The sequence below is a fragment of the Acidovorax sp. YS12 genome (genome assembly GCA_021496925.1).
Classification (GTDB): domain Bacteria; phylum Pseudomonadota; class Gammaproteobacteria; order Burkholderiales; family Burkholderiaceae_C; genus Paenacidovorax.
The window spans coordinates 21877-48770 of the sequence record CP053916.1 but is presented as its reverse complement, the minus strand read 5'-3'; the positions used below and the strand labels follow the sequence as shown (position 1 = coordinate 48770).

Annotated in this window: 27 protein-coding genes; 17 read left to right on the top strand and 10 right to left on the bottom strand. The window is 65.0% G+C overall.

All coding sequences use genetic code 11. The annotated features are described in order from the left end of the window. Window positions 1-17: 17 nt before the first annotated feature. Genes YS110_22650 through tadA form a run of 8 tightly spaced genes read right to left on the bottom strand, consistent with a single transcriptional unit; the run spans window position 18 to window position 7976 of the window. Entirely contained in the window at window positions 18-731 is a 714-nt protein-coding gene (locus YS110_22650; protein ID UJB67628.1) for a conjugal transfer protein TrbF, read from the bottom strand. A 24-nt stretch (window positions 732-755) separates the two neighbouring features. Next, on the bottom strand, window positions 756-2699 hold the full coding sequence (gene trbL / locus YS110_22645; protein UJB67627.1) for a P-type conjugative transfer protein TrbL: 1944 nt from the start codon (window positions 2697-2699) through the stop codon (window positions 756-758). After that, the gene (locus YS110_22640) at window positions 2696-3034 is read right to left on the bottom strand and encodes a hypothetical protein (protein ID UJB67626.1); all 339 of its coding nucleotides are present in this window, start codon (window positions 3032-3034) and stop codon (window positions 2696-2698) included. The genes trbL and YS110_22640 overlap by 4 nt, the downstream gene beginning before the upstream one ends. Further along, on the bottom strand, window positions 3034-3786 hold the full coding sequence (gene trbJ / locus YS110_22635; GenBank protein ID UJB67625.1) for a P-type conjugative transfer protein TrbJ: 753 nt from the start codon (window positions 3784-3786) through the stop codon (window positions 3034-3036). The genes YS110_22640 and trbJ overlap by 1 nt, the downstream gene beginning before the upstream one ends. 39 nt (window positions 3787-3825) lie before the next feature. Then, a complete protein-coding gene (locus tag YS110_22630) occupies window positions 3826-6285 on the bottom strand; it encodes a conjugal transfer protein TrbE (protein UJB67624.1) in 2460 nt (819 codons plus the stop codon). A 1-nt stretch (window position 6286) separates the two neighbouring features. Further along, window positions 6287-6598, bottom strand: a complete 312-nt coding sequence (locus YS110_22625) for a VirB3 family type IV secretion system protein (GenBank protein UJB67623.1) — start codon at window positions 6596-6598, stop codon at window positions 6287-6289. Between the two features lie 3 nt (window positions 6599-6601). After that, window positions 6602-6940 (bottom strand): TrbC/VirB2 family protein, encoded by a 339-nt coding sequence (locus YS110_22620; GenBank protein ID UJB67622.1) that lies wholly within the window; start codon window positions 6938-6940, stop codon window positions 6602-6604. Next, entirely contained in the window at window positions 6927-7976 is a 1050-nt protein-coding gene (tadA, locus tag YS110_22615) for a Flp pilus assembly complex ATPase component TadA (GenBank protein UJB67621.1), read from the bottom strand. Before tadA ends, YS110_22620 begins: the two co-directional genes overlap by 14 nt. 78 nt (window positions 7977-8054) lie before the next feature. Between tadA and YS110_22610 the strand changes: the two genes are divergently transcribed. Continuing rightward, entirely contained in the window at window positions 8055-8942 is an 888-nt protein-coding gene (locus YS110_22610) for a hypothetical protein (GenBank protein UJB67620.1), read from the top strand. 119 nt (window positions 8943-9061) lie between these two features. On the opposite strand, the gene YS110_22605 is transcribed toward YS110_22610, so the two are convergent. Beyond that, entirely contained in the window at window positions 9062-9415 is a 354-nt protein-coding gene (locus YS110_22605; protein ID UJB67619.1) for a hypothetical protein, read from the bottom strand. Between the two features lie 86 nt (window positions 9416-9501). On the opposite strand from YS110_22605, the gene YS110_22600 reads away from it, so the two are divergent. The 15 genes from YS110_22600 to YS110_22530 all read left to right on the top strand — a co-directional run bounded on the left by YS110_22600 (window position 9502) and on the right by YS110_22530 (window position 24798). Beyond that, window positions 9502-9930: a CopG family transcriptional regulator gene (locus tag YS110_22600; protein ID UJB67618.1), complete on the top strand. Its 429-nt coding sequence runs from the start codon at window positions 9502-9504 to the stop codon at window positions 9928-9930. A 38-nt stretch (window positions 9931-9968) separates the two neighbouring features. Further along, window positions 9969-11870 carry a DUF3363 domain-containing protein gene (locus YS110_22595; protein UJB67617.1) on the top strand — a complete coding sequence of 634 codons (1902 nt, stop codon included), beginning with the start codon at window positions 9969-9971 and terminating at the stop codon, window positions 11868-11870. 22 nt (window positions 11871-11892) lie between these two features. After that, window positions 11893-12483, top strand: coding sequence for a hypothetical protein (locus tag YS110_22590; GenBank protein ID UJB67616.1), 591 nt, complete (start codon window positions 11893-11895; stop codon window positions 12481-12483). 165 nt (window positions 12484-12648) lie between these two features. Beyond that, complete coding sequence (locus YS110_22585) at window positions 12649-14244, top strand: hypothetical protein (protein ID UJB67615.1); 1596 nt, start codon at window positions 12649-12651, stop codon at window positions 14242-14244. Window positions 14245-14366: 122 nt separating this feature from the next. Further along, the gene (gene traG, locus YS110_22580; protein UJB67631.1) at window positions 14367-16883 is read left to right on the top strand and encodes an IncP-type conjugal transfer protein TraG; all 2517 of its coding nucleotides are present in this window, start codon (window positions 14367-14369) and stop codon (window positions 16881-16883) included. 12 nt (window positions 16884-16895) lie between these two features. After that, window positions 16896-17339, top strand: coding sequence for a single-stranded DNA-binding protein (locus tag YS110_22575; protein ID UJB67614.1), 444 nt, complete (start codon window positions 16896-16898; stop codon window positions 17337-17339). 66 nt (window positions 17340-17405) lie between these two features. Further along, window positions 17406-17942, top strand: a complete 537-nt coding sequence (gene traF, locus YS110_22570; GenBank protein UJB67613.1) for a conjugative transfer signal peptidase TraF — start codon at window positions 17406-17408, stop codon at window positions 17940-17942. An 11-nt stretch (window positions 17943-17953) separates the two neighbouring features. After that, complete coding sequence (locus YS110_22565) at window positions 17954-18268, top strand: hypothetical protein (GenBank protein UJB67612.1); 315 nt, start codon at window positions 17954-17956, stop codon at window positions 18266-18268. Then, window positions 18265-20511, top strand: a complete 2247-nt coding sequence (locus tag YS110_22560; protein UJB67611.1) for a DNA topoisomerase 3 — start codon at window positions 18265-18267, stop codon at window positions 20509-20511. The genes YS110_22565 and YS110_22560 overlap by 4 nt, the downstream gene beginning before the upstream one ends. Then, window positions 20512-21729: a conjugal transfer protein TraB gene (locus YS110_22555; protein UJB67610.1), complete on the top strand. Its 1218-nt coding sequence runs from the start codon at window positions 20512-20514 to the stop codon at window positions 21727-21729. Between the two features lie 16 nt (window positions 21730-21745). After that, window positions 21746-22432, top strand: a complete 687-nt coding sequence (locus YS110_22550) for a lytic transglycosylase domain-containing protein (protein UJB67609.1) — start codon at window positions 21746-21748, stop codon at window positions 22430-22432. A gap of 37 nt (window positions 22433-22469) precedes the next feature. Then, window positions 22470-23396 carry an OmpA family protein gene (locus YS110_22545; protein UJB67608.1) on the top strand — a complete coding sequence of 309 codons (927 nt, stop codon included), beginning with the start codon at window positions 22470-22472 and terminating at the stop codon, window positions 23394-23396. Then, on the top strand, window positions 23396-23914 hold the full coding sequence (locus YS110_22540; protein ID UJB67607.1) for a hypothetical protein: 519 nt from the start codon (window positions 23396-23398) through the stop codon (window positions 23912-23914). The genes YS110_22545 and YS110_22540 overlap by 1 nt, the downstream gene beginning before the upstream one ends. Continuing rightward, window positions 23889-24497, top strand: coding sequence for a hypothetical protein (locus YS110_22535; GenBank protein ID UJB67606.1), 609 nt, complete (start codon window positions 23889-23891; stop codon window positions 24495-24497). The genes YS110_22540 and YS110_22535 overlap by 26 nt, the downstream gene beginning before the upstream one ends. Before the next feature lies 1 nt (window position 24498). Then, complete coding sequence (locus tag YS110_22530; protein UJB67605.1) at window positions 24499-24798, top strand: type IV secretion system DNA-binding domain-containing protein; 300 nt, start codon at window positions 24499-24501, stop codon at window positions 24796-24798. 281 nt (window positions 24799-25079) lie between these two features. On the opposite strand, the gene YS110_22525 is transcribed toward YS110_22530, so the two are convergent. Beyond that, on the bottom strand, window positions 25080-25508 hold the full coding sequence (locus tag YS110_22525; protein UJB67604.1) for a hypothetical protein: 429 nt from the start codon (window positions 25506-25508) through the stop codon (window positions 25080-25082). A gap of 578 nt (window positions 25509-26086) precedes the next feature. On the opposite strand from YS110_22525, the gene YS110_22520 reads away from it, so the two are divergent. Then, window positions 26087-26890, top strand: coding sequence for a DUF4942 domain-containing protein (locus tag YS110_22520; protein ID UJB67603.1), 804 nt, complete (start codon window positions 26087-26089; stop codon window positions 26888-26890). The last annotated feature ends 4 nt before the right edge of the window (window positions 26891-26894 follow it).

Here is a 26894-nt window from a genome sequence, read left to right as displayed (position 1 = left end):
GTCTCAAATCCTCGAAATTAAAGTTGCTGCGACCAGTTCAAATCCATCACGAAGAGGCCGAGCGGATTCACCAGCATCAGCCCTTCGTTCTGCGGAGGATTCAAGGCGACCGTCAGCGAAGCCTTGTAGCGAATCCGGCTCTGAATCTGGCCGGACAGGTTGCGCTTCGTCTCCGTCCATTCCATTTGCCAGGTTTGGCCGGAGATAGGCAGCACCGAGTTGATTTCCAGCGCGACCGTTTGGCTTTGCGCCACCATGAACGGCGAGTTGTCCTTGTAGAAGGTGTTGATCTTCTCCAAGGCCGGCGAGCCGGTCGGCACCATCGAGTACAGGCGGTCGAGCGCGGCCTTCTGCGCAACCGCGTCAGGCGTCACGCTGCGGAAGTCCGACAGGAAGCGCACCAGGAACGCCTTGAAGATGCGTTGATCGACCGGCGACGCCTGGGAGGCGTAGCCCACATTGGCCGCCTGGCCCAGCTTGTCCACTTCGACGATGTAGGGGATGTACTTGTCCTGCGCGCCGACGTAGGCGAGGCCGCCTACCGACACCAGGGCGACCAAGCTGGTGATGATGGCGACCGAGCGCCAATTCTTGGCGCTGGCGATGTAATCGCCATAGCGGTCGTTCCACTCTTCACGAGCCAGAACATAGGGGTCTTTGGGTTTCTGCGGCACGTCGGCTGATACGTTTGTATCATCCTTGGGCCGAGCTTTGGCTTTGCCGAATTTCAAGGCAATTCTCCTTATACGAGGCGGTTAATCTTCGGAATGCGAGAGGCGGATATTCACGCCGGCCTGCGGCGCGGCGTCACTCGGAATCTGCGGCGGCCTGACATGCTGCAAATCCTGGAATGGCGTCTTGTCGCGGCCCGAGGCCGGGCCGCTTTGTCCCGCCCCTGGGGCGGGGGCGGATGACCCACCACCAGACGGCGCTGACGGGTTCGTAGCCGACGTGTTACCCGCGCTGGTGTTCATCGCCGACGTGTTCGCGGCCGACGTGCCGGCCCCGCCCGCGTTGCTCTCGGCGATCTTCGCCGAGGGCGGCGACACGACATTGCCGTAGTCATCGACGACCTGGCGCTGGGCTTCCGGCGTGGCGGCGGCCATCGTTTGCGCCGGAGCACTTCCCGAGCTGCCGGCAGGAGCTGCACCCGAGCCAGTGGCCGAGGTGTTGCCCGCGCTGGTGTTCGCGGCGGCCGCGTTCGTGGCCGAAGTACCGGCCCCGCCCGCGTTGCTCTCCGCGATCTTGGCCGCAGGCGGCGCGACCACGTTGCCGTAGTCATCGACAACCTGCGGATTGCCGCCTAGGGGCGCGGAGGCCCCGCCAAGCCCACCTACGGCCCCACCAGCAGCGCCGGAGGGCGTCGCAGGCGGGGGAACCACTGGCGCGGCCGACGTGCTCTTGTTGCCCGCGCTGTTGTTCTTGGCGCTGTCGCCTTCGGCCGACGTGCCCGTGCCGCCTGGGTTGCTTTCGCCGCTTTTGCTCATGCCGCCCGCGTCGGCCATCGCCGCGCGCTCTTCTTGGAGCTGGGCGGTCATGCCCTCGCGGCGCTCGGCCGCGCGGCCGCCCACGGTAGAACGCTCGGACGCCGTAGGCTTGGCAAGGCCCACGGCTTCGCCGGCACTGCGGCCGGCTTCGCGGCCCATATCCACGGTGGACGTGCCGACCGCCTTGAGGGCGCTCGATAGCACGCCACCACCACCGGCACGGTGATGGTCATACCCCGCCTTCAGCGCCTGCATGCCGCCCCTGGCGGACTGCATCGCCGGAGAAATGGCGGTAGCGCCTGCTGCGACCGTGCCGGCCGCGAGCGTGCCCGCCGTGGCCGCTGCTGCGCCCGCCGTCAAAGAAGGCGCACCGGACAGCATGGCCGCTGCCATGTTCGGAATCTGGAAGCCCAGGAAGGCAAGCAGGATGGAGCCGCCCATCACCGTGAAAATGTTGTTCCAGTCCGTCGTCGCCAGCAGTGCCGCCCAGGTCTTGGCCTGGGCCGTGCCAACGCCGATGATGAGGTAGAGCATGAACAGCTTGATGCCCGTGGCGAAGGCGTAGCTGATGTACTTCTGCGTGAACTCGACCGTCCAGCGCGAGCCGCCGAAGCCCAGGAACAGCACGCCGCCGCTGATGGCGATGTAGCTCTCGATCAGCGCGATCAACATTTGCCCTGCGATGACCAGGAACGAAATCACGATGGCGAGCGCAGCCAGGCCGGCGATGACGATGGTGGCAAAGTCATCCCACAGGCTCAGTTTCTGGATGCCGTCCAACATCGTCACGGCTGTGTCGATGCCCAGGTCGAACACCTCGGACGGCGTGAGCGCCGGCAGGCCGGTCGCTTCGTTGCCCGACTTGGCCAGGCTGTTCACGATGGCGGGAATCCAGTAGTCGGCGTTCTGCAACAGGGCATAGAAGAACCCGATGCCGATGAGCTTCTGCACGACCGCAGCCGTGAACGACTGCATTTCCTGGTTTTTCAGCACCCACAGAATCGAGGCCCAGGCAAATTCAATCGCCGCGAGCTTCCAGAAAAGCGACTTGGCGATGACCAGGAGCTTCGGAAACCATTTGGCCGACTCGGTTTGATAACCCTTGCCGATGTCGGTCAACACGTCGGCATAAGCCGCGTCCGCAGCGAAAAGAACAAATGCAATAGCGAGCAGCCAGAGCGCCGCGCGTCTATGGGTACTGAACGACGTCATTTAAGCGTGCCCCCCTTGAAGCCTTCGTACTGCTTCGCCTCGCTGCCCGGTTTCTTGGGGGCCATCTTGGCGTGCGATGCAGCCTTGCAATTCCGGTCTTGCGCGGCCGTGCGCTTGTCGGGGCCGTTGCCACGGCACCAGTCAATGGTCGGCTGCACCTGGTCGAAATTGGCGCGGTAGTAGTCGAGGCCCAGCTCTTTGTCTGGAACCGTGAAGCCCGATGAATCGGGCTTGCTCTCCGGGGCCGGCTTGCCCTCGTCGGGTTTCTGGCCGCAAGCAGCCAGAAGCCCGACCAACAAGGCCGCCACCGTGTAACGGATGGCGTTGCGGCGCATTACAGGGAGCCTCCCTTAAAGCCTTCGTAGGTCTTGCCGTCACCGGCCTTCTTCGACGGCATGATGGCTTCCGCCCCGGCCTTGCGGGTGGAATCCTTCTGTTCCTGGGCGGCCATGTAGGCGTTCTGCGCCTGCATTTGGGCCATCATCAGGCTGCGCAGCTTCTGCATCTGCGTCGCCGTCTCGACGGCGATCTGGTTGCCCGTCTGGATGGCTTGCAGGCGGCCCTGGTTGCTCGCCGACATCGAGCGGAGCTGTGCCAGGGTGCCCTCTTCGGTGGCGAACTGGCTGGATTGCAAGTTCGCAGCCTGGAGGCTGCCCTTGATCGAATCCATCACCGTCGCCGACCACTTGCGATAGTCGGCCTTGAAGTCGTCGGTTTTCTTGAAGCCGGGGTACTTTTGCTTGAACAGGTCGCCGATGTTCTCGGCCGAGTACGCCAGGGCCTGGCCCTGCTTCACCACCGACGCCAGCGAACTCAGGTCGTTCTGCACGTTCGACCAAATCTGGTTCGGGATGTTGAGCGTGTTCGTGACCATGTTCTTGTACTGCTCGACGATCTCCAGATACGACTTGATGTCGTAGGAGAGCTGCTGCGCCTGCTGGGCCACCGACGTGACCAGCTCGACGTTATTGGCGATCTGCGTGATTTCGGTCGCCCCGGCCACCGCGCCGGAGGCGTGGGCCGGTGCCACGGCCAGCGGGCCGGTGAGCATCGAGACGACAACAACAGCACTGACAAACTTGCGCATGGTTCCTTACTCCTTTAAGAGTGATATAAATGTATCACGTTATTGAACGTTCATCCAGTAGTCCGACCACTCGCCGAGGCCGCGATGCCGCAGCCATTCGGCCGGCCACGTCTCCCCGTGCGAGTTCATCAACTGGCGAGCCAGCTTGATGTCGTCCTGGCCGCTCGCGCCGATGAACGAAAGCGCGACCTGGCCGAACCCGTAGCTGTAGAGCCGACGCCCCAGCGGCGAGGTGTAGTAGTACTGCCGCTTCTCCGTGGCGTTCGCCAGGATGTCGATTTCCCGCTCGTTCAGCCCGATGTCGCGGTAGATCGACAGGAACGTGGACGTGTTGGCATCGGGATTCGGCAGCAGAATCTTCGTCGGGCAGTTCGCCAGCAGCACGTCGCGCAGCGGGCTATTGAGGGCATCCGAAATGTTCTGCGTCGCCAAGATGATGGCCGCGTTCTTCTTCCGCCAAGTACGCAGCCAGTCGGCCACCTTGTCGCGGAACATTTCGACCATCAAGGCCATCCAGGCTTCGTCAATCGGCACCAGGGTCGGCGCACCCGTCAGACGCTTTTCTATCTGCCGGAACAGGTAGAGCAACACGGGCGCGTAGTTCTTCTCGCCCATGTCCAAGAGGTGTTCCAGCTCGAAGGTCTGAAAGCGCCCGTAGCGCAGCCCGTCCGTCTCGGCGTCGAGCAAGTGGCCCATCGTGCCTGCGATGGTGTACGGCTCCAGGGCCGTGCGCAGCTCGGTGCTTTGCACGCGGGCCACGAAGTTCGTCAGCGAAGGAATTGCGCCCTCGTGAATCTCCGCGTTCGCGTGTTGTTGCACGGCCTGGGTGATGGTCTTGGTGACAGTCGAGCCGACATCCAGGCCCTGGAAGCGCAAAAGGTCTTCGACCCAGCCCACGCCCCATGTCACGTCGCTTTCATGCTTCATCCCGCCCAGCGGACAAAACGCGAGCTGGGAATGCTCGCCGCCGATGTCGTAGTGATCGCCACCGGCCGCCTTCGTCAGCACGAAGGCCGAATAGCCCTTGTCGAAGGCAAACACCTGGGCGCGCGGATACCGGAAGTGCTGGGCCATCTTGAAGGTCAGCGCCGTGGATTTACCGCCGCCCGTCTTGCCGAGCAAGAGCGTGTGGCCCACGTCGCCGACGTGCAGGTTCACCCGAAAGGGTGTCGAACCCGTCGTGGCCGCATAGCACAGTGCCGGCGAGTTCTTCGGGTAGAAGTCGCAGGGGTTGTGCTCCAGGCCGGCCCAAATCGACGTAATGGGCAGCATGTCGGACAGGTTCAATGTGTGCAGTAGCGGCCGCCGCACGTTCTGGCGATGATGGCCGGGGATGGAGCCAAGGTAGGCTTCCACCGCGTTCGGCCCTTCCACACGAGCGCCGTAGCCGGCGTTCATGATGGCCTTGACGACCTTGCGCGCGTCCTCTTGCACCACGTCATAGTCATCGTTCATGAGCACGACGACCGACGTGTAATTGCCGAACTTGACCAGGTTGCTTTCGGCTTCGCTCATGGCGGCCTCAACGTCCGCCGTCATGGCGAGGGCGTCGAGGTCAACCGGGCCTTTCGAGGTGTTCAGCACCTGGTCTTTCAGCCCGCGCTGCTTTTGCGACCACTTTTTGCGGATGCTGTCAAGCATCTTCTTGGCCCGGTACGGTTCATAGAAGATGAACCGGGTAGACCAACGGTATTCCACCGCCAGGTCATCCAGGGTGTTGAGAATGCCGGGGTAGCTCTCCTGGGCGAAGCCGTCCAGGGCAACGACCTTAATCCACTTGTCGCCCACCTTCGGCTCATTGCCGCCGACGAACTCATGGCCGCCGATAACGGCGTCCAAGTACATGGGAATGGATGGCAAGCGCACCGGCCGCTGCTGGCCGCTGACGCAATACTCCAGGTACTGGAGCTGTTCATCCATCACGTATTCCCGGCCGAAGTCATCGACGCCCTTGATGCCCCGCATCCGGCGAGCCGGGAAAAGGCCGCTGAATACGCTCTCGAAGTCGTCGATGGTCTTGCGGAATTGCGCAAGGATGCGGTCGGCCAGGCCCTCGCCCGTGTGGTTGCCGCCTTCGTACATGAAGTCGGCCACCCGCTGCCGAACTTTCTTTGGCGGGTGATAGGTCAGTGTCAGACCGTAGAAGGTTTCGTAATGCGCGCCTTCCAGCTTGAACTGCTGTCGCCGCTCTTCGTCGATTATCAACGTCGTGCGGTCGGGGAAGGAACCCCGCTCGGGGTAGTTGTTCGCTGGGCGTCGGATGGCGTCCGCATGGAGCATCCAGCCTTCGCCCAGCAGGCACAGAATCGCGTTGAGCCTGGTTGAGATAGAGGCCAGCTCGGCGTGCGTCGAGCTGCCCGTATCACGACCTCGGAAGTACCAGCATGCGAGCAAGCCACCGCTCTTTGTCTGGATGATTCCGTCCTCCGGCTCTAACGCGAAATTCAGCACGTCGGGCAGGCCGCGCACCGTGTTTCGGTATTCACGAAGGTTCAGCATGTCAGTCTTTCCATTCAGGAGCTTGGAGCGGCTTGCTGTCCAGCCCGGTGCGCGCGGAGTAGAAGGGCCGGTACTTCACATGGCGCACGTACACGTCGCGCATGTTCGGGTCGGACTTCGCCATTTGCACCAGGCCGGCATGCACGGCCAGCCACAACACCACGCCGATACCCAATTGCAGCAGCGACGAGGCAGTAAAGCCGACCATCGCGGCGCAAAGCATGGTCATCAAGACCAGCTCGCGGTCGCCGCCAAGCAACAGGTTCGGGCGGTTCAGACTCCGGTGGATAGGGATACGGCGTGGTTCGTCCATATCTCAGGCCACCAGAGGAATCAGCGCACCCGAGATGCCGAAGAAGATGTTGAGCAGCGACGCGCCCGACACCATCAGGGCCACGGCCAGAATCATCAGGATGATGCGGCGCGTGAACTCGGACATTTCTCCGCCGAACACGAGTGCGGCGGCGGCGGCGAACATGGCAAGCACGCCGATGGCCAGGGCGGTCTTGCCGGTCAGGTTCTTCACCAGCTTGTCGAGGCCGGAATCCCAGGGCATGTCAGGCCCGGTGCCGGCCATAGCCGACTTGCAAGCCAGCAGGGCCAGGCCAGCCATCAAGGCGACGTTGACGACCTTGCGGGTGTTAAGCGATTTCATGTAGTAACTCCTTAATGTGAGTGACGGGTTCAAGTTGGTAGTGGCCGTCATGGAAGCCGTTGACCTTGACGATTTCCGTGACCATGCGGCCGGGTTCGGCATTGACACGCTCAATGAACACAATCAGGCCGACCGCTTCCGCGATCATCTTGGGATTGGCCGTGATGCCTGCGTTCTCTTCAATGAGCTGTTCGAGACGAATCAGCCCGCCGTAGGCCGAATCCGCGTGCAGAGTTGCCACCCCTCCAGGGTGGCCGGTGTTCCAGGCTTTCAATAACGCAAGGGCTTCTCCTCCTCTAACTTCGCCAACAATGATTCGGTCAGGCCGCAGGCGCATCGTGGCCCGCAGCAGACGCTGCATGCTCACCGTCTCCGACGTGCGCAAAGAGACGATGTTTTCAACCGCGACTTGAAGTTCGCGGGTGTCCTCAATCGTCACCACCCGGTCGCCGGGGCAGATGACGGGAAACTCGGCAAGCAGCCCATTGGAGAGCGTCGTCTTGCCCGACCCCGTGCCGCCGACCACCAGGACGTTCTTGCGCGACCTGATGGCTGCGCGCAGCGCGTCCACGGGGTGATCGAAAAGGATGGTGTCCTCGACATGGCGGGCGCTGATGCTTGCCAGCAGCTCGCGGTTCAGCGGGCGGATGATGCCGCGCGCCTTGTACTCGTCCAGGGTGAAAATCTTGGTGGCCTTCTTGCGGATGGCGAAGGCCGGGCCGGTAACGATAGGGGGATACAGCCCTTCGAGGCGGGAGCCGTCAAGCGGAAACTCACCCTCAAGAATCGGGTTGTCGGCCGTGATGGCCGTCTCCAGCATGCTTGCGCAAGTGCCTAGCATGCTTTCGGCGACTGACCGGGGCATTTCGTATCCGGTGAAAATCATGCCCTCGCCGGCCTTGTCAAGCCATAGCTTGCCGTCCGGGTTGAGCATGATTTCAATGACTGCGGGGTCACGCAGGGCTTGCATGAAAACACTGCCGCACTCGCGCGTCAGTTTTTCCTCAAGCCGCTTTCTGGTTTCATGTTTTGACATACGTTTTGACCGTCCTAAGCTCGGCGTGATACATTTATATCACACTCCATCATACACGAGCAAGCAATGGGAGCTGCAATGCAACGAAGAGACATCACCACCGAAGCCGTCACGCGGCAGGTCGAGGCAATGGGCTGTGACGTGTTCGAGGTCGGCGTTTTCGACGCCAAGGCCGAGCGCATGCTTATCAAGACCTGGGACAAGGAAACCGTCCTGCGGTCGGTTCCCTACCTCAAACACCAGAACATGCAGGGCAACCACATCTACATCCGCCCGCACGGCGAGCATGGCCTTACCCTGGTGGATGACTTGACCGCGCAGGCGGTCAAGCAGATGGAGCGCGACGGCTTCACGCCCGCCGTGCTCACCGAAACCAGCCCGCGCAACTTCCAGGCGTGGGTCAAGCACTCGGGCACCGAGAAGCTGCCCACAGCCATTTCCACCGAGGCCGCGCGTGAGCTGGCGACGCGCTACGGTGGCGACCCCGGCTCTGCCGACTGGCGGCACTTCGGCCGCCTGGCTGGCTTCACCAACTGCAAGGACAAGCACCGTCAGCCGAACGGGCTGTTCCCATTCGTGCGCCTGCACGGTGCCAGCGGCCAGGTCTACGGCCACGCCGCCGAGTTCATCGACGGCGTGCGCCAACAGCACGACCAGCGCCTGGCGGATGAGCAGGCCCGGCGCAAGCAGTACGAGCAGGCCGCGCCCGTCCAGCCCCAGGCCGGCCGCTCGCTCAAGACCATCGACGACTTCCGCCGCAATCCGGCCTACGGCAGCGATGACCACCGCGCCGACCTGGCCTACGCGACTTACGCGCTGTCCAAGGGCGTCGGGGCAGGGGCCATCGAGCAGGCGCTTCGCACCCGCGACCTGACGCACAAAGGCAGCGAGGCCCGGCAGCGCGATTACATCGACCGCACCATCGCCAAGGCCGCCGAGCGTGCCAAAGGCCGGGGCCTGACTTAATTTTCCCGCCCCGTCGGGGCGGCGCGGATAAGCCCCCTGCCCTCTGAAATTTCCGCGCGCGGAAATTCTCATCGTTCTAGTTCTTCCCTTCCCCTGAACTGACCGGGCATCGTAGCCGGTCAGGCATCCCTTCCAGGGGCCGCGCCTGTGGCCCTGAACAGACCCATGACCACCGGCAAAGGCTCGGGCAAAGCCCGGCCTTTGCCGCCCCTGTCGATGCGCAGCACGACAGGATCACTGCCCACCGCACCGTGCCCGGTGCGGCTCTTCACGCCAGCCGCTCGCGTCTGTCTGTTCATCGCAACTCCCTGAAAACCGGAAACCCCGAAGTCGCTGGATTTCCGCGCGCGGAAATCCAGCCCCAAGCAACTCGGTTGGCGCTTGTCGGAAACCACCAAGCCACAATCGCCAACCCTCAGTAGTGGAACATAAAGAACGGTAGCGATGATGTCATATTTTACCCGCAAGTGCAAGCCTGTGCTTGCTTTTTTGCGGTATCGTAGGTAGTATTTTGGGTATCTGGCGATACCGCCTAACCCACTTTGAAGGCAAACCACACATGGGCAAGCAGTACGGCGTCCGCTGTGACGATGACTTTCAGGCGCAGATCGAAGAGGCCGCCAAGGCGCGCGGCTGGTCTGTGCCCGACCTGTTCCGCGAGGCGACGCGGCAGTACATCAAGGGCGATGAGTTCCACCGCCTGCTGGTCGATTTCGAGAAGCGCCAGGCCGGTAGCTTCAAATCCATGCACCGGGAGGTGCGCCGCATGCGGAACGAAATGCAGGTGCTCATGACCGTGCAAGAGCTGTTCATCAAGTCGTACTACATGCACACCCCGCCCGTCCCGGAGGACGCGCGGCCGGTGTCCAAGGCGCAGGCGATGGAACGCTGGGAGAAGCTGGTTCGCGCCATCGCCGACGCCATGCAGGTCGGTGGCTCGCTGTCCAGCATCACGGTTGCGCTGGATTCGGCTGGCTTGGATGGATGACGGAAATTTCCGCGCGCGGAAATTTGGGGCCGCGATGAATGGCTGAATCCGACAACGACCGCTACAAGATCACCCTCAAGGTGCGAGGCGGAAAGAAGGCCAACGACGTGCGCGCCACGTCGAACCTCATCAAGCGCGTCAGCGCCTTGATGCGGACAGGCAACCGCCCTGCCGCTCACGCCAGGGGAAAAGCGCGCGGCGGGAAGCCGGGGCGCGGTGCTGGGCGCACGGGTGCGACCCACCTGATGCAGCGGTGCAATGTCCGCATGACCTATGCGGCGAACAAAGGCGACGGGCAATGGGCGGCGCATGGCCGGTACATCGCCCGCGAATCTGCAACCCTGGGCGACGAGCTGGAGAAGTCGCCCGATGACATCGAACGAGAGGCCGAGGGCCTTACCAACGAGAAGGAGCGCGACGATGACCGATATGACCGAGCAGTTCCCCGAGCTGGCTGGGCTAGAACCCTACGCCAGTCCTACCTTGCAGAGATTGGAGGCAAGCCGGAGGCCAAAACCCTCAACGGTTTGCGAAGCCTGTCCGGGGTCGGTGTGGTTCACTTCCCCGGCCGGGGTGAAGTGCTATTGCCGGGTGATGCACCTGGTGACGTGGAGCACGGAGGAGCCGAACGAGCTGACGCACTGCGACGGGGAAGTTATGGCAAACCTGGAGCGGGCGCAGCAACTGGCCGAGGGGCAGGGCGGCTAAGTTCGGAGACGCTGGGTTTCGGCGCTACGGGCGACATCCCGCTGGTCGAAACGCTCGACGCCTGGCAGAAGTCCGCAGACCCTCGCGTGTTCAAGCTCATCCTGTCCCCCGAGTTCGGGGACAAGATGGACATGCGCCAGCTCACCAGGGACTACATGGACAAGCTGGAGCGCGATTTAGGCGTGCCGCTGGAGTGGTGCGCGGCCGCCCACTACAACACTGACCACCCGCACGTCCACATCGCCCTGCGCGGCCGTGACCGCAACGGGCACGAGCTGCGCATCGACCCCAGCTATGTCAAGACCACCCTGCGGCAGCGCGCCCAGGAAGCGGCAACACAGCAAATCGGGGTTCGCACCGACCAGCAGATGGAAGAGGCGCTAGACCGCCAGGTGCAGCAGCAGCGGTACACCGACCTTGACCGCATGATTCTCAAGAAGGCAGCACGCCAGCCGGACGGGGCCGCCACGATCAGCTACGGCGACCCTATTCCGAAGAACGGCCAGATGCGCGAACTGCGCGTGCGCCAGATTCGCCGCCTGGCCTATCTCGAAAAAATGGGCATGGCCGAGCGCACCGGCCCGATGGCCTGGCGACTGCCCGGCCACTTCGAGCACGCCTTGCGCAACGTCCAGGTGAGCAATGACCGGCTCAAGACGATGTACCAAAACCGCAAGCTGCTGTCCGACCCGCGCTTGCAGCTCCAGGCGACTGATATGCGCCAGGCCCGCCGCGTGGCGGGCCGCCTGATCGCCACCGGCATCGACGAAGCGCGCGATGCGCCGTACATGCTGGTTGAGGGGATTGATGGTAAAGTGCATTATTTGTATCAGTCTCGCCAGGCACAGCAGGCGCGCGGGGAGGGGTTGAAGGTCGGCCATTTCGTGGTCATCACGGCCGACAACTTCACCGACCCAAAGGACGGGAAGGAGAAGCTGGCTATCCGCTTCAAACACCTGGGCGCAGCCGACGCTCTCCTGAAAGACCCGCGCCACTTGGCCGGCGAGGCGATGCGCACCGTCAGCAGCACGGGCCGGCTACCGGAGGAATCCGGCTTTGGCGGCTGGCTGGGCCAGTACCAGCGAGCCGTCAGAGCAGCCGGGCAGGAGCTGCTGGAACGCGGCAAGGTGCGCCCTGCGCCGGAGCGCGAAGGCTTGGAAGTCGCACCGCGACAAACGGCCGAGCGCACGCCGACACGGGGTAAAGACAGGCCGCGCGGCCCATCTCGTTGACACACTGAAAGAAGGAGTGCTTATGCGTTTGCGTTATATGTTGACCGCGTTGCTCGCCCTGGCTGGATTGACCAGCCAGGCGCATGCGGGAGCTTCCGCCAAGAAGGAGTACGTCTGCCCTGGCGGCTACGTCTCCCCTTATGGCGAGTGCGGCGGCGACCAGGCCCCCATCGGGGAGCGCGTCACCGTCTATATCCAGGCCAACGGCGCGGACGCCGGCCGGCCGGGTTCCTACTTCATCGGCGCGCGTCGCAACGGCCAGGACATCGTGATGTACACGGCCAGCGGCCAGTGGCTGGGCTGGCAGGGCGGCCTGTATGAGCCTGCCGGCGTCGATGCCGCCATCACCACCAACACCCGCAGTTTCGTCGTGCTCGATAAGCAGTTCGTGTGCTCGCTGGCCGGTGCCGGCCAGGTCGAGCTGTGGGCCGGCTACGGCGTGCTCGACAAGCAAAGCGAGTTCCTGGTAGCCAACTACCACGCCGAGGCGAACCCGCGCATTCCTGCCGACCACATCCGCAAGGTCTACACGCAGAACGACATGACCAAGAACGGCAAGTTCTGGAACGTGCTGAACGTGTCGTGCGGCGACATGGGAGGCGGTGGAGGCTAAGACCGAAGGCCGGCCCATGCCGGCCTTTTTTCCGGCGCTGCGCGTCGCCGGAATCGTGGCCGGGTCAGTTCCGGCCACACGCGCAAGCGGAGCCTGGGATGACGCCCAGGCATTGGCCGGGATGTCCGGGTACGGACTAGCGGCGTTTTTTTAAGGAGGCATGACATGCCCGAAGCAAACCAAACCGTAGGAGTTCAAGCAGAGACGGGTAAGACCCGCATTGACGACCAGGAAGCGAATTCCATCCGCTTCACCCGTCACACGCCCGAGGCCGGCGACCCGACCTACACCGCCGCGTTCTACAGCGGCAGCAAGGTCGTCGCCAAGTTCGACAAGCTGGACGCGGACAGCCTGGCCGACACCGTGGGCGACAAGAACGCCAAGGCCATCATCCAGGCCGAGGGCGAGAAGGGCATCCTCAAGGGCGAGGCGCTGCACAACGAATACGGCATCAGCCCGGAAGAGAGCCAGCGCCGCAGCGCCGAGAAGGAGCAGCGCAAAACGCGCGACTTCATCGGCGGCATCCCGATGGAATCCATGCCGGGCCACCGCATGGTCTACAACGACCAGCCGGGCATGGCCGGCGTCGAGGTCGTGACCCCGAACCTTGACCGCATCAGCTTCGGCGGCCGTCCGGCCGTCGAATCCTTCATCCAGGAGAACAACATCCCGGCGCATGAGGCCCAGGTGTTGCGCGTGCTGGATGCGGGCGCGGACAGGGTGCGGTCGGAGCCTGCCTACCCGGAAATCAAGACCTATGCCGCGCGCGAGGACGGCCGCTACTCGGGCCGCATCGTTCACATCGACGGCACCCATGCCGTGCAGGACTTGAACGGCAAGAGCGTCATCGTCCACGACCTGGCGAAGCTCCAGGGCACGCAGCATCAATCCGCGCTCCACCCGCTGGGTGAATCGCTGGAAACCGGCAAGCGGCTCACCATCGAGTACGGCAAGGAAAACGTCCTGATCGGCCCGGAGCAGCCGCGCGAGCCGCGCCGCGAGGGGCAGGGCAGGGCGGCCGATGGCCGCGAACCCAGCAGCGAAGGCCAGGCACAAAGCCGCGACCAGCAGGGCCGCGAGAAAGGCCCGGAGAAGGCCGGCGCAGGCGAACCCGTGGCGAACGAGCTGACCGCGCTCAAGAACGCGCACATGGGCAAGGACGCGAAGATGTACATGGCGCGAGAGAACAATGGGTTCTCCAGCTACACCGGCACCGTGATCGCGGAAACCGGCTCGCACATCCTGCAACGCCTGAACGACAAGACGGTGATCGTCCACGAGAAGGTCAACGTCAACAAGGATGTTGAGGTCGGGCAGAACGTCAACCTGACCTACTCCAAGGGCCGCGTCTACGTCAACGACCCGAGCCAAGACCGGCAACAGCAGCGCGGCCAGGCCCAGGATAAGAGCGGCGAGCGTGCGCCCGACCAGGGCCGTGCCGACACCGACCCGAGGCAATCCTTCTTTCAGGCGCGCAGCATCATCCTCAAGGAGTTCGGGCAAGGCTCAAAGGTCTACGACCCGAATCTGGACAAGGGTGACTACAAGGGCCAGGTCGTCGTCATCACCGACAAGCATGTGGGCCAGCGCCTGGGCGCGAACACATTTGTCATTCACGACAAGGGCAACCTGTCCGGCGAGTACCACAAGGGCCAGTCGGTGCAGGTCAAGTACGCCAACCAGCGGGCGACCGCCGTGGAGCTGACGCGGACACAAGGCCGCGACCAGGGCCAGGGGCCTAGCCTGGGCGTCAACCGCTAACCAGCCGCACCGCCGCCGCCCCGCGCGGCGGCGGGAAAAGGAAACCGAGCATGGCAAAAAACCAGAACCTCCAGAACCCGCTTTACAAGCTGCCAACGAAGCCGCCGAACCTCTCCGGCGTGATGTGGGGGGCCGTGCTGCTCGGGCTGGTTCTCATCGTCATCGTCAGCAGCATCGCCACGCAATACCTCGCGTGGCGTCTTGCTTTCCAGCCCGCCCTGGGCGCACCCGTGGCCCACCTGGGCAGCTTCCCCATCTACCAGCCCTTCGGCTGGGTCGAATGGGGATGGAAGTACGGCACTGTCGAGGACGCTTACCTGAAAAGCGTCCTGTCGCACGTCTACTATTTCGTCACCGGCTCGGTGCTTATCGGCGTGCTGGTGGCCGGCTACCTCAACTACCGGCGCACCAAGAACCTGGGCGGCGGCAATGAACACTTGCACGGTTCCGCGCATTGGGCCAGCCAGGACGAACTGAAAGCGACCGGCCTGCTGGGCACTGGCAAAGGCGTGTACGTCGGAGCGTGGAAGGCCCCGAACGGCGACATCAACTACCTGCGGCACGACGGCCCGGAACACGTCATGGCCTTCGCCCCGACCCGTTCCGGTAAGGGTGTCGGCCTTGTGCTGCCGACCCTCTTGAGCTGGCCGGCGAGCGTCCTGGTGTACGACATCAAGGGCGAGAACTGGGCGCTGACGGCGGGCTTCCGCAAGTCCATCGGGCAAACGTGCTTGAAGCTGGAGCCGACCGCCACGGATGGTTCCAGCGTCAAGTTCAACCCGCTCCAGGAAATCCGCCTGGGAACGGATAAGGAGGTATCCGACGTTCAGAACATCGTCACGATGATCGTTGACCCGGACGGCAAGGGCTTGAACGACCATTGGGCCAAGACCGGCCACGCGCTGCTGGTCGGCGCGGTGCTGCATGTCCTGTACGCCGAGCCGGACAAGACCCTGGCCGGCGTCGCTAACTTCCTCTCCGACCCGTCGCGCTCCATCGACGAGACGCTGAACTACATGCTCAACACCGAGCATGACCCGGCGCTGGCACGCGGATGGCGCGACCCCACCGGCAAGGCCACGGGCGCGCACCCCGTCGTCACCGCGTCGGCCCGCGACATGCTCAACAAGTCCGAGAACGAAATGTCGGGCGTGCTCTCGACCGCGATGAGCTTCCTCACGCTGTACCGCGACCCCGTGGTGGCCCGCAACACGGCCTACAGCGAATTCCGTGTGCGCGACCTGATGAACGCCGATAACCCGGTGTCGCTGTACCTGGTCGTGCCGCCCAGCGACAAAGACCGCCTCAAGCCGCTGGTGCGCCTGGTCATCAACCAGATCGTGCGCTCGCTCACCGAATCAATGGAGTTCAAGGACGGCCGCAGCGTCGCCGGCTACAAGCACCGCCTGCTGCTGCTGATCGACGAGTTCCCCAGCCTGGGCAAGCTCGACATCTTTGAAGAGGCCCTTGCCTTCATCGCCGGCTACGGCATGAAGGCATACCTGATCGTGCAGGACTACGAGCAGCTTTGCTCCGACAAAGCCTACGGCCGCAACGAGACGATTTTCTCGAACTGCCACGTCCGCATCGCCTACGCGCCGAACAAGATTCAGACCGCCGAGCTGCTGTCCAAGATGACGGGCACCACGACCATCATCAAGGCGCAGAACAGCTACAGCGGCGACCGCCTGACGCCCATGCTGTCGAACGTCTCGACATCCGTGCAGGAAGTCCAGCGCGCCCTGCTGACGCCCGACGAAGTGATGCGCCTGCCGGCCGCCAAGAAGGACGCGGGCGGCAACGTGCTGGAGGCCGGCGACATGCTCATCTTCGTGGCCGGCCACGCGCCGATCTACGGCAAGCAGATCCTCTACTTCCAAGACCCGACTTTCAGCCAGCGCGCGAAGCTCACCGCGCCGGCCGCAAGCGACCAGCTCCACGTCGCGCCGGCCGTAGTGACGCAGACCCAGCCCGCAACCCCCGCCGCGCCGGCCAGCGCGCCGGCAGCGCAGCCGCAGGCCGCGCCGAAGCTCGACGCGCCTGGCGTGGTGCCCGAGACGCCGAGCGCGCCCGTGGTGCCGGCCGTGGCCGCCAGCTATGCAGCGGCCGAGGCGGTGCCGGCCGCACTGGAGCCGGCACCGGCCGAGCTGTCCGACCCTGGCGTGGATGTCATCGAGTACGCGCCGGCCGAGCTGTCAGAGCCTGCACCGGCCGCTGCCGACCAGGACGACGATGCGCCGCCGCTGGAAGCGTTCGACAGCATGCCCCCGGCAGACGACCAGGCCGAAGCCGAGCCGGCCGACGTGGCGACAAACGTGGCCACCGCGGCCGCCGGGCCTGTCACCAATGCCGAGGAAGCCAGCAGCGCCGGTACGGCCAGCGGCGACGACCTGCTGGCCGACCTCAAGGCCCTGTCGGCCAACATCGAGGACGACGATGACGTGTTCAGCATGTTCGACGACGTGCTCAACGTCGCGCCTGCTGGTGACGACCAGGCCGACGCCGCAGAGAAGCCTGTCGCCAAGGCTTCCGGCAGCGGCGGCCGCACCAAGAAGGCAGACCCCGCCGACGACCTGTACGCCGGCATGGCCGACGTGCTCGACGAAGTAGCCCAATCCCATCCCTCAATCGACCGCTAAGGAGGTTTCACCATGAAGTACATCAACCGTCAAACCATCGCCGGCTTCATCGGCAACAGCCCGGAGCTGCGCTACATGCCCAACGGCCAGGCCGTGATCGAGCTGCGCGTCGCCACGGCCCATTCCTGGAAGGACAGGGCCAGCAACCAGTGGCACAAGGAAACCGAGTGGCACAACTGCGTGGCCTACCGCGACGATGCCGAGAAGATCGCCAAGATTTACACCAAGGGCGACGCCATCTACATCGAGGGCCGCACGCGCACCCGCGAGTGGGAGGCCAAGGACAAGTCCAAGCGCAGCCGCAAGGAACTCATGATCGAGCTGCACAACAAGATCGACGCCGAGGGCATGAAGCTGTCGGCCGACGACGTGCCGCCCGGCGACGACGACGTGCCGCCGCAGACTGGCGACGACGGCCCGGCCGGTGGTGACAGCAATGACGGCTTCATCGCCTGACACATTGCCGGCGTGGTCATGGCGTGATACATTTATATCACTCTTGACCATTGGGAGACGACGACGATGAAACTGACCCGACGCGCGCTGCTGCTGACCGCGCTGCCTGGTGTCCTGCTGACCGTGGCCGGCCTCGTTGCCGGCCTGGGCTTCGGCCTGCGCATCAACACCACCAAATCGCTGCCCCTGGGCCTCTACCAAGTCACCGACCAGGTGCATAAGGGCGGCTACGTGTCCGCCTGCGTGCCACTCGACGCGCCGACCATGCGGACGGCCATCGAGCGGCACTATTTCCCGGACGGAACGTGTCCGGGCGGGGTGGCCCCCTTGCTCAAGCACGTCGCCGCCGTGCCGGGCGACACCGTGACGCTGACGGCCGAGGCCGTCATCATCAACGGCCAGGCGCTGGCGAACACCAAGACCGTCTACCAAGACCGCTACGGCGCGCGCCTGGAGCCGGTCGCCCGTGGCACCTTCACCGTCCCGCCTGACACCTACTGGCTGATCGCCAACGAAAACCGTGGCAGCTACGACAGCCGCTACTTCGGCCCGGTGCCGAAGGCGGCCATCGAGCACGCCATGCGGCCGGTGCTCCTGTTCTAAGGCGCGCGGCGATGTCGAAGCATCCCCGGCAGCACGCCAAGAAGCCTACGCACGTCCCTTCGGACGTGCTTTCGCATGCCTACTGCTACCGCCTGCGCCGCGATGCCTTGTTCATCGCGGCTCAGACAAAGCCGGTGGCGGATAACCGATTCCTGCACTGGATACAGGCCCGCCTGCTCGACGCCCTGTACCACGACCCGGCCGTGCCGGCCGAGGTCAAGCCGGCCCTGGCCGACTTCCATGCCAAGACCACCCTGAACGTGTTGCAAGACCGGCGCGGCGAACGCCGCCGCAACCGGCTCGCACAGGAGGAAACACACCCATGAGACGCCTATTCATCGCCGAGAAGCCGAATGTCGGCGCGGCCATCGCCGAGGTCATGCCCGGCGCTGTCAAGCAGCGCACCCACTACGTGGCGGGCAACGACATCATCACCTGGTGCTTCGGCCACATCCTTGAGCAAGCCATGCCCGAGGACTACAACCCGGCATTCAAGAACTGGAGCGCCGAACACCTGCCCATCGTGCCGCCGAGCTGGAAGCTGCTGCCGAAGGAAGAGAGCGCGGCCCAGCTCAAGGCCATCAAGGAGCTGCTGGGCCAGGCCGACGTGATCGTGAATGCCGGCGACGCCGACCGCGAGGGCCAGCTACTTGTCGAGGAAGTCTTGCACTACCTGGGCAACAAGAAGCCCGTCAAGCGCGTGCTCATCACCGACAACAACCCCGGCCCGGTCAAGCAGGCCCTGGCGGCCATCAAGGACAACTCCGACCAGATGTTTCAGGGCTGGTATCTGTCGGCCCTGGCGCGCTCGCGCTTCGATTGGCTGTTCGGCTTGAACCTCACCCGTGCCTACACGCTCGCCGCGCGCCGCATCGGCTTCGACGGCGTGCTGTCCGTGGGTCGCGTGCAGACGCCCACGCTGGCCCTTGTGGTCAAGCGCGACCTGGAAATCGAGAGCTTCCAGTCCAAGCCCTTCTACACCCTCACCGCCCAGGTCAAACACGCCAACGGCGCGTTTGCGATGGCCTGGAAGGCCAAGGACGAGCAGGCCGGCCTGGATGATGCCGGCCGCCTGATCGACGCCGGCATTGCCCAGGCGCTGGCCCAGCGCCTGACCGGCAAGCCCGCCGTCATCACCAAGTACGAGAAGGCCACGAAGAACGACGGCCCGCCGCTGTTGTTCGCGCTGTCCACGCTCATCAAGGCGGCCAACAACAAGTACGGCTACGGCGCGCAAGACGTGCTCGACACCTGCCAGTCCCTGTACGAGAAGCACAAGCTGACCACCTACCCGCGCGTCGATTGCGAGTACGCATCCGACGACCACCATGCGGACGCGCCGGAGCGGCTGGAGGCCATCCGCGCCAACCGTCCCGACCTGGCCGCGCTGGTCGGCAAGGCCGACCCCAAGCGCAAGTCCAACGCCTTCAACTCCAAGAAGGTGACGGCGCACCACGCCATCATCCCCACGTCGCGCAAGGCCGACCTCGCGGCCTTGTCGCCGATGGAGAAGAACGTCTACGACAAGGTTTGCCGGTCGTTCCTGGCGCAGTTCTTCCCGGCCTATCAGTACCTGGCAACCGCCATCGAGGCCGACATCGACGGCGAGCATTTTTCCGCGCGCGGAAACACGCCCGTCGCCCAGGGATGGCGCGAGGTGTACACCCAGCCTGCCGACGACAGCGACGCCGAGCCGAAGGCCGCCGAGGACGACGACAAGCAGACCCTGCCGGCCATGCAGAAGGGCGACCGTGCCGCCGCCGAGAAGGTGACGGTCAACAACCGCAAGACCACGCCGCCGCCGCGCTACACCGAGGGCACCTTGCAGGACGCCATGAAGGACATCCACAAGTTCGTGGACGACCCCGAGGTGAAGAAGCGCCTGCGCGAAGGGCAGGGCATCGGCACCGAGGCGACGCGGCCCGGCATCATCGAAGAGCTGAAAAAGCGCACCTTCATCGGCCCCGAGAAGGCCGGTAGCAAGAAGATCGTCAGCAGCAAGACCGGGCGCGGCCTCATCCTGGCCTTGCCACGGCACGCCAAAGACCCGGCGCTGACGGCCCTGTGCGAACAGGCCCTAGACGCCGTGGCGGCCGGCAAGATGACCGTTGACGACTTCCTGGCCCGCAACATCGGCTTGATTACCAAGCTGTGCAAGGAGGCCGAGACGGCCACCTTGAAGGTGCCGGTGACGCCGCAAGTGTCTTGCCCGACCTGCAAGGCCGGCTTCCTCAAGCGCCGCGAGGGCAAGACCGGCCACTTCTGGAGCTGCACCAATTGGAGCGCCGAACCGAAGTGCGAGGCGAAGTTCCAGGACGTGAACGGCAAGCCGCTCACCGAGGCGCTGCCCGACATCACATGCCCCAAATGCAAGACGGGCACGCTGCGCCGCGTGCCAGGCAAGAACGGCTATTTCTGGTCGTGCAGCAACTACAAGAACGAGGCGGCGAAATGCGACGCCTCGTATCCCGACCTGTCCGGCCGGCCCAACTTCAACCCGGCTCCACGGAAGCCAGTCGGCAAGGGCAGCAAGACCGGCATCAAGTCGATTCTCGGCGGGAGGCGATGAATGCGCTGGGGCATCTACTACCTGCGGATGAACCCGTCCGACATCTATGGCCTGAACATCATCCTCTTCGCGGCCGCAATCGGCTTCCTCGCCTGGAACGATCAAATCCTGCTGCTGCCGTTCGCCGCGCTGCTGCCCTTTCTTTGGGCGGAAGCGCCCACGCGGATACAGGCAGGGCTTGCCGCCCTGGTGTACTACCTGGCCGCCGCACGCGGCCTACCGCACGGCACCCAGGTCTTTTTCGGAGCCGACGCACCGCCCTACTTCGGCTATGCCTTGTGGGCCGGCGCGAGCCTGTTGCTGGCCCTGCCGTGGTTTGCCCTGTGGTCGCGCGAGCTGACGCCGCGCGCCGTCGCCTGGCGCATGCCGCTGGCCCTGGCGCTGACGGCGCTACCGCCCATCGGCATCTTCGGCTGGGCGCATCCGCTGACTGCGGCCGGCGCGCTCTTCCCCGGCTGGAGCTGGGGCGGCCTGGCGGCCCTGTGCGCCCTCATGTACTGGAGCTGCATCATGCGCGGCATCGGCCGGCCGCTGCTGGCAGCCGCCTTCGTCGCGGCCTACGCGCTGGCCTTCATGCACGCCGAGAAACCGGCCGCCTGGCGCGGCATCGACACCGAGTACGGCGGCACGGTGCTGTCCGGCCAGCAGGCGCTGGCGAACTACATCATGCGCGCCTACGACACGAACACGGGCCTCATCGAGCGCACCGCGAAGCTGCCTGCGCGCAGCATCGCCCTGTACCCCGAATCGCTGGCCGGCCCCTGGACACCCACCACGGCCGACCTGTGGCGGCCCGCCGCAGACCGCCTCATCGCCAAAGGCTCGACGGTCATGCTCGGGGCGGAGGTGTTCCACCCCAGCGGCAAGTACGACAACGTAATCATCAGCGTGGGCAGCGACGCCGGCATCAAGTACCGGCAGCGCATGCCCGTACCGATTTCCATGTGGCGGCCCTACAGCAATCAGGGCGCGGTCGCGCACTGGTTCGATGCGGGCGTGTTCGAGCTGCACGGCCAGCGCGTTGCCGCGCTGATCTGCTACGAGCAGCTTCTTGTGTGGCCGGCGCTCGTATCGCTGGCCCACAACCCCCAGGTGATCGTCGCGCCGTCGAACGCCTGGTGGAGCCGCGACACATCCATTCCCGACATCCAGCGGACGGCGCTGCGCGCCTGGGCACGCCTGTTCGACGTGCCGCTGGTGACAGCTTTCAACATCTGACCAGGAGAACAAGAACATGCCGCCTGATATGCCGCCCGTGCCGCCGCTCGACATGCCGGCCATCATCCAGCAGTGCGCGCCGAACGTGGGGTTCGACACCATGAAGGCCATCGTCCACGTTGAATCGAAGGGCCGGCCGCACGTCATCGGCTACAAGGTCGCCCACGCCAACGGCGTCTACACCCTCACCCAGCAGCCCAAGGACAAGGCAGAGGCCGTTTCCTGGGCGCGCTGGATGCTCGACAACGGCTACCGCTTCGACGCCGGGCCGGCGCAGGTCAACTCTACCAAGTTCCGCGCCTACGGCCTCACGGCCGAAAGCGTGTTCGAGCCTTGCACGAACATCAAGGCCGGGGCGGCTATCTTGAGCGATGCCTACCAGGCCGCGAGCCGCCAGTACGGCCCCGGCCAGCAGGCGCTGCTGGCCGCGATTTCGGCCTACAACTCCGGCAACTTCGTCACCGGCTTTCGCAATGGCTACGTGCAGAAGGTAGCCGCTGCTGCTGGCGTGCCGGCGGCCCAGGCGCTGCCGGCATCGGCACCGCCCTTGAAGCCCACCGGAGCCGCGCCAAAGCCAGCCGCCAAGCGCCAGGCCGCGCCGGCCGAGAACCCCTACTACGACCGCACCAACCCGCTGACCGCGCCCAGCGAGGTCGATGCGTTCAAGAACCCGACCAGCAACTTCGGCGAGGCCGCCAAGTAAGCGGCCGACCGTCCACCACCATCAAGGAGCCTTACCCATGAAACGCACGCTCATCGCCACCGCCGTCGCCGCAACCCTGCTGCTGGGCGGATGTTCCACCCTGTCGAATGGCCCGGCGCAGCCGACCTCGCTGCGCTTCGACTACCAGGCCACCAACCGCGAGGCCACCGGCCTGATTCGCGCCTTCGACGACCGCGAGCACACCATCCTGCAATTCATCGACCTGGCGGCCGCGAACCCGGCGATCTACGACGCCGAGGGCCGCAAGCTCGACTACTCCCGTGTCGGCCAGTACGCCGTACTGCCCGGCCTGTATCCCAAGGTGACGGTGCGCGTGGGCGGCCAGGCCGCCGAGGTCAACACCACGCGCCCCGACGAAACCGAAGCGGTGCCGGCCGCGAACCCGCTGCCGGATGCCGCGTTGCGGCGCGAGCTGGAGGAAGCGCGCACCGAACTGGCCCGCACGCAGGAAGAGCTGGAGCGCGTCAAGGCCGAGCTGGCCGCCGTGCGCGGCAAGCCCGATGCCGCGCGTGACGCGCGCATCAGCGCGGAACTCGACAAGATCGAGGCCCGCATTGCCGGCGTCGCCGCCACCATCTACCGCGTGCGCTTCGGCTTCGCGCAAGCCGACTTCACGCTGTCCGAAGAGGCCAAGGCGACCCTGCTGCCGGCCGCCCGCGCTGCGCGCCTCATCAACGTGCGCGGGCGCACGGATAGCGCCGTCGCCGACGAGGCGAACGAGCGCATTGCCCGCGCCCGCGCCGAAGCCGCGCGCGCGTTTCTGATCGCCAACGGCGTCGAGGCCAGCCGCATCCGCACCTATGCGCAAGCGGCCGGTGGCTTCGTCGCGCCGAACAACACCGAGGAAGGCCGCGCCAAGAACCGTCGCGTCGAAATCGAGCTGATCGGCGTCCGGCCCAGCACGGTCGCCGCGCCGGCCACGAAGGCCGGCCGGGAGGGTTGATGCGCCCCGCCTGGCTGACAAGGGCGCGCGGCGGCGTCCAGGCGCTGACCGACTACCAGGCCGCCTACGCGGCCGAGGCGCAGCGCGCACGCGCTGCCCTGGCCCGCGCGCCCCAGGTGCGCAGCGCCGAGCTGGTGGCGGCCGCCGCGCACGTCATCCGCGTGTGCGCGAACGCCCTGTTCGTCTATCCCGTCGCCTTCGGCGCGCTGGCCGGCCTGGCCGTCTCGGGCTGGTCGCTCGACGCGGCCATGCAGGGCTTGCACCAGGTCTATTTCGCACAGCCCGCCGAGCAGCAGCAGGCGCTGCTGGAGGGCATCGTCAGGGCATGGGCCATCCTGGCCGTCATGTTCGTCGCGTTCGACATGGCGGTGCTCGACGTGCTCGCACCGCCACGGCTATCGCCGCTCGACCGCGCGGTAGACCTGCACATGCGCCAATGGGAGGGCCGCTACATCGCGGCCCTTCTTCAATCCACATCCAGGGAGGAAACCCATGAACGACCCGGTGAAGATCGTTGATCGCACCTTCATGAGCGGCGTCGCCACCGCGATCTACGCGGTACAGACGGCCGAGGCCGGCACCGCCTACATGAGCGTTACACGCTCCAACCACGGCAACGAGAAGCGCGTCGTCATCATCGTTGACGCCGGGCGCTTCCGGGCCGCGTGGCGGGCAGCTACCGGCCCCGCCTGGCGCGGCGCGCTGCATCGCTGGTTCGGCACCTGGCGGCGCAGCTTCAATGTACGCAGGCAGTGGCTCGCACACTTGCCGGTCGAAGCCTGGCGCACCGACTACAAGATGCGCGAGAGCGCGCGGCACTTCGCCCAGGGCCAGGCGAACCCCGTTCCGATGACGCGCGTGGGCCTGGCCGGCGAGAAGCCCGAGGACGGCATTGCCTTCGGCGATGGCACGACGCGGCTGCTGTGGCTGCTGGTGAATGGCGCGCAGGCGTTCCCGGTCGAATGCCGCGCGAGTGAGGCCGAGGCTTTGCAGAAGCTCGCGGGCTACCAGGACACCTACGGGCTGACCGTGCAGGAGCTGCTGGGCGATATGTCGTGGTCGGCCTGGCTGGAGCAGCAGCGTTCGACGCAACAGGCGTAACATGGACAAGCTCAATCACATCATCGCTTCGGGCAACGTCCGCGAGGACATGGCGCGTCTCTGCGGCGGCCAGAGCTGGCTATGGGCCACAACGTCGAGCGTGGTTATGGCTGGCTTCATGGAAAAGGTGAAGGCCAAGGGCATCAGCGACAGGGCCGACATCGAGGCCATCCTTTTCAGGGCACCGAACGAGGATTTCCGGGCCTTCGTCGAGGGCACCAGCGCGGGTTACATGGTCAGCACCGCAAGCGACAGCGAGCTTTCCAACATCCGGGCCAACATCGAGAACAGCCTTCAATAGCACCGGGCAATTTCCGGCCGCGAGGGCCGGAAACCGGCTATGTCGTGCTACGCATCGAGCCAACCAAAAACGCCGGCATTGCCGGCGTTTTCGTTCGTCTCTCCCCTCTCCCTGCGGTCGGGGCATCCAGCGCCTTTGCTCTTGCCCTCCGGGCGCTCAGTCCGTGCTACCAGCACCGCATCGGCGCTCGGGCATGGTGACGCCCGGGCGCGATCGAGCGCGGGCCGCTGACACCAAAGCCGGGATGGTGCCGGATCTGGCCGTGGCCACGTCCATATCTGTCACCACCCTTCCCCATCGCGCCGACGTGGCCGGCGCGACAACCGAATGAGCGTGTAGCAGACGCCGCCCACGGCGGCCATCACCAGCGAGAACAGCGGAAGCCTGCCGGCGCTGGCTATTGCCAACGCCACGGCACACAGACCGCCCACCGTCACCACGAGGAAGGCCCGGCCGCCTCGCCGGCCGTCGTGGTCGCGGTGGACGTAGACCAGGCACGCGGCCGCCACGGCCAACAGCACCGCCACGGCGTCGCCGCCGTCCACCAGCTCGAAGCCTGCGGCCGCCATCAGAAGGACGCAGAAGGCGGCCAGGCCGAGGCCGGCCAGCGTCTGCCCGGCCGAGGGCCGAAAGGGCGCGACGCCGACCACACGGCATTCGCCGTCGATGACTTCGCCCGGCCCGTTCGGCCGTCCCGTTCTCATCCGCATCGTTGCCCCCTTTCTTTGGTGACAGCAACACGCCGGCGCCGGCGTAGTCTTGTCACCACCTTGGACGACCCTATGCCGGCCAGTCCTAGCAGTGTAGACCGCAAGCCCTGGCCGGCCCACCCGGCCGCCGCGCTGCTGTGGTGTCAGACCGAGCTGACCAGGCGCGCGGGCCTGTCACCATCGGCGCGGGGCCTATGGTGCCGCCGCCGTGCCGGCGCGCTGGCCGTGTCAACAGGGGCGGTTTCCGCTGGAAAACCATAGCCGGATAAAATGACATCCCTCTAAACGGCTGTCAATCTATCCGACTAGCGCGACAAATAACTATCCGGCTAGACGGATATAATTATGTCGCACTACGCAGATAGAAAAGAATCGCACTAAACGGAGCGTATTCTATCCGCCTACGCGGAAGCGGACGAGAACCCGCCGCCGCCCCTTGGGCGGGGAAAAGGAACTGCCGGGCATGGTGTCAGGCCCGCGTGCCTGGCGCAAACATTTGTCACCATCCACCCTTGCAAAAGGGCACAAATGCCCTTATAATGGAGCCATCAGCAAACGAACATCGAACGAGGTAGCGCATGGAACTGGTCAAGAGCGTCAGCATTGAAAACATGGTGAACCAGCGGGCGGCCGTGGTGGCCCGGTTGAATCAGGCCCTGGACTTGATCGCCGAGGCCGAGGCGCTGGCAGCAGCCGCGAACGTCGGATTCCCGCGTCTGGTCATCGACAACCACTACGCGCTGCGCGGGCGCACGTTGACCCTCTGCGGCCAGTACGCGAGCCGCGACGACGATGTGCGCGCCGCGATGCTGCGCACGGTGGACGGGCCGGCCTGGCAGTACCTGATGAAAGAATCGGGCTTGCGCACCTTCATGGATGCCGAGGCACGCAGCAAGTGGGACAACCAAATCCACGAGGGCGACGTTCCCGAGCTGACCGCCGAAAACGTGCGGGCCACTTTTGGCGCGCTCTATGGGTCGCGGGGCGAGATGTTCGAGCGTGGCGTTCTGGAGTGCTTCCGCCGCCTGTCCTGGAACTACAAGACGAACGAGCCGTTCAAGTTCGGCAAGCGCATCATCCTGAACTACCTGTTCAGCTATGGGTCGCCCAACCACCGCACCACCGACCAGCTCGACGACCTCTTGCGCGTGTTCTACGTGCTCGACGGCAAGCCCGAGCCTGACCACCGCAACGGCTTCTACCTGATGGTGTCCGACGCGCGGCAGCGCGGCGAGACGCAGGCCGAAAACGCCTACCTGCATGTCAAGTGGTTCAAGAAGGGAAGCGGCCATGTGCTGTTCAAGCGGCCCGACCTGGTGGAGAAGATGAACGGCATACTGGCGAAGCATTACCCGCACGCCCTCGCTTCGGAGGTGCGCTGATGGC

Coding starts and splice junctions, on each gene's coding strand:
- YS110_22620 (UJB67622.1), bottom strand. CDS start 6,940: ATGAAATCGCTTAACACCCGCAAGGTCGTCAACGTCGCCTTGATGGCT.
- YS110_22625 (UJB67623.1), bottom strand. CDS start 6,598: ATGGACGAACCACGCCGTATCCCTATCCACCGGAGTCTGAACCGCCCG.
- YS110_22610 (UJB67620.1), top strand. CDS start 8,055: ATGCAACGAAGAGACATCACCACCGAAGCCGTCACGCGGCAGGTCGAG.
- YS110_22600 (UJB67618.1), top strand. CDS start 9,502: ATGGGCAAGCAGTACGGCGTCCGCTGTGACGATGACTTTCAGGCGCAG.
- YS110_22640 (UJB67626.1), bottom strand. CDS start 3,034: ATGCGCCGCAACGCCATCCGTTACACGGTGGCGGCCTTGTTGGTCGGG.
- YS110_22525 (UJB67604.1), bottom strand. CDS start 25,508: ATGCGGATGAGAACGGGACGGCCGAACGGGCCGGGCGAAGTCATCGAC.
- traF (UJB67613.1), top strand. CDS start 17,406: ATGAAACTGACCCGACGCGCGCTGCTGCTGACCGCGCTGCCTGGTGTC.
- YS110_22595 (UJB67617.1), top strand. CDS start 9,969: ATGGCTGAATCCGACAACGACCGCTACAAGATCACCCTCAAGGTGCGA.
- trbJ (UJB67625.1), bottom strand. CDS start 3,786: ATGCGCAAGTTTGTCAGTGCTGTTGTTGTCGTCTCGATGCTCACCGGC.
- YS110_22550 (UJB67609.1), top strand. CDS start 21,746: ATGCCGCCTGATATGCCGCCCGTGCCGCCGCTCGACATGCCGGCCATC.
- trbL (UJB67627.1), bottom strand. CDS start 2,699: ATGACGTCGTTCAGTACCCATAGACGCGCGGCGCTCTGGCTGCTCGCT.
- YS110_22540 (UJB67607.1), top strand. CDS start 23,396: ATGCGCCCCGCCTGGCTGACAAGGGCGCGCGGCGGCGTCCAGGCGCTG.
- YS110_22535 (UJB67606.1), top strand. CDS start 23,889: ATGAACGACCCGGTGAAGATCGTTGATCGCACCTTCATGAGCGGCGTC.
- tadA (UJB67621.1), bottom strand. CDS start 7,976: ATGTCAAAACATGAAACCAGAAAGCGGCTTGAGGAAAAACTGACGCGC.
- YS110_22585 (UJB67615.1), top strand. CDS start 12,649: ATGCCCGAAGCAAACCAAACCGTAGGAGTTCAAGCAGAGACGGGTAAG.
- YS110_22530 (UJB67605.1), top strand. CDS start 24,499: ATGGACAAGCTCAATCACATCATCGCTTCGGGCAACGTCCGCGAGGAC.
- YS110_22520 (UJB67603.1), top strand. CDS start 26,087: ATGGAACTGGTCAAGAGCGTCAGCATTGAAAACATGGTGAACCAGCGG.
- YS110_22555 (UJB67610.1), top strand. CDS start 20,512: ATGCGCTGGGGCATCTACTACCTGCGGATGAACCCGTCCGACATCTAT.
- YS110_22565 (UJB67612.1), top strand. CDS start 17,954: ATGTCGAAGCATCCCCGGCAGCACGCCAAGAAGCCTACGCACGTCCCT.
- YS110_22545 (UJB67608.1), top strand. CDS start 22,470: ATGAAACGCACGCTCATCGCCACCGCCGTCGCCGCAACCCTGCTGCTG.
- YS110_22560 (UJB67611.1), top strand. CDS start 18,265: ATGAGACGCCTATTCATCGCCGAGAAGCCGAATGTCGGCGCGGCCATC.
- YS110_22575 (UJB67614.1), top strand. CDS start 16,896: ATGAAGTACATCAACCGTCAAACCATCGCCGGCTTCATCGGCAACAGC.
- YS110_22630 (UJB67624.1), bottom strand. CDS start 6,285: ATGCTGAACCTTCGTGAATACCGAAACACGGTGCGCGGCCTGCCCGAC.
- YS110_22590 (UJB67616.1), top strand. CDS start 11,893: ATGCGTTTGCGTTATATGTTGACCGCGTTGCTCGCCCTGGCTGGATTG.
- traG (UJB67631.1), top strand. CDS start 14,367: ATGTGGGGGGCCGTGCTGCTCGGGCTGGTTCTCATCGTCATCGTCAGC.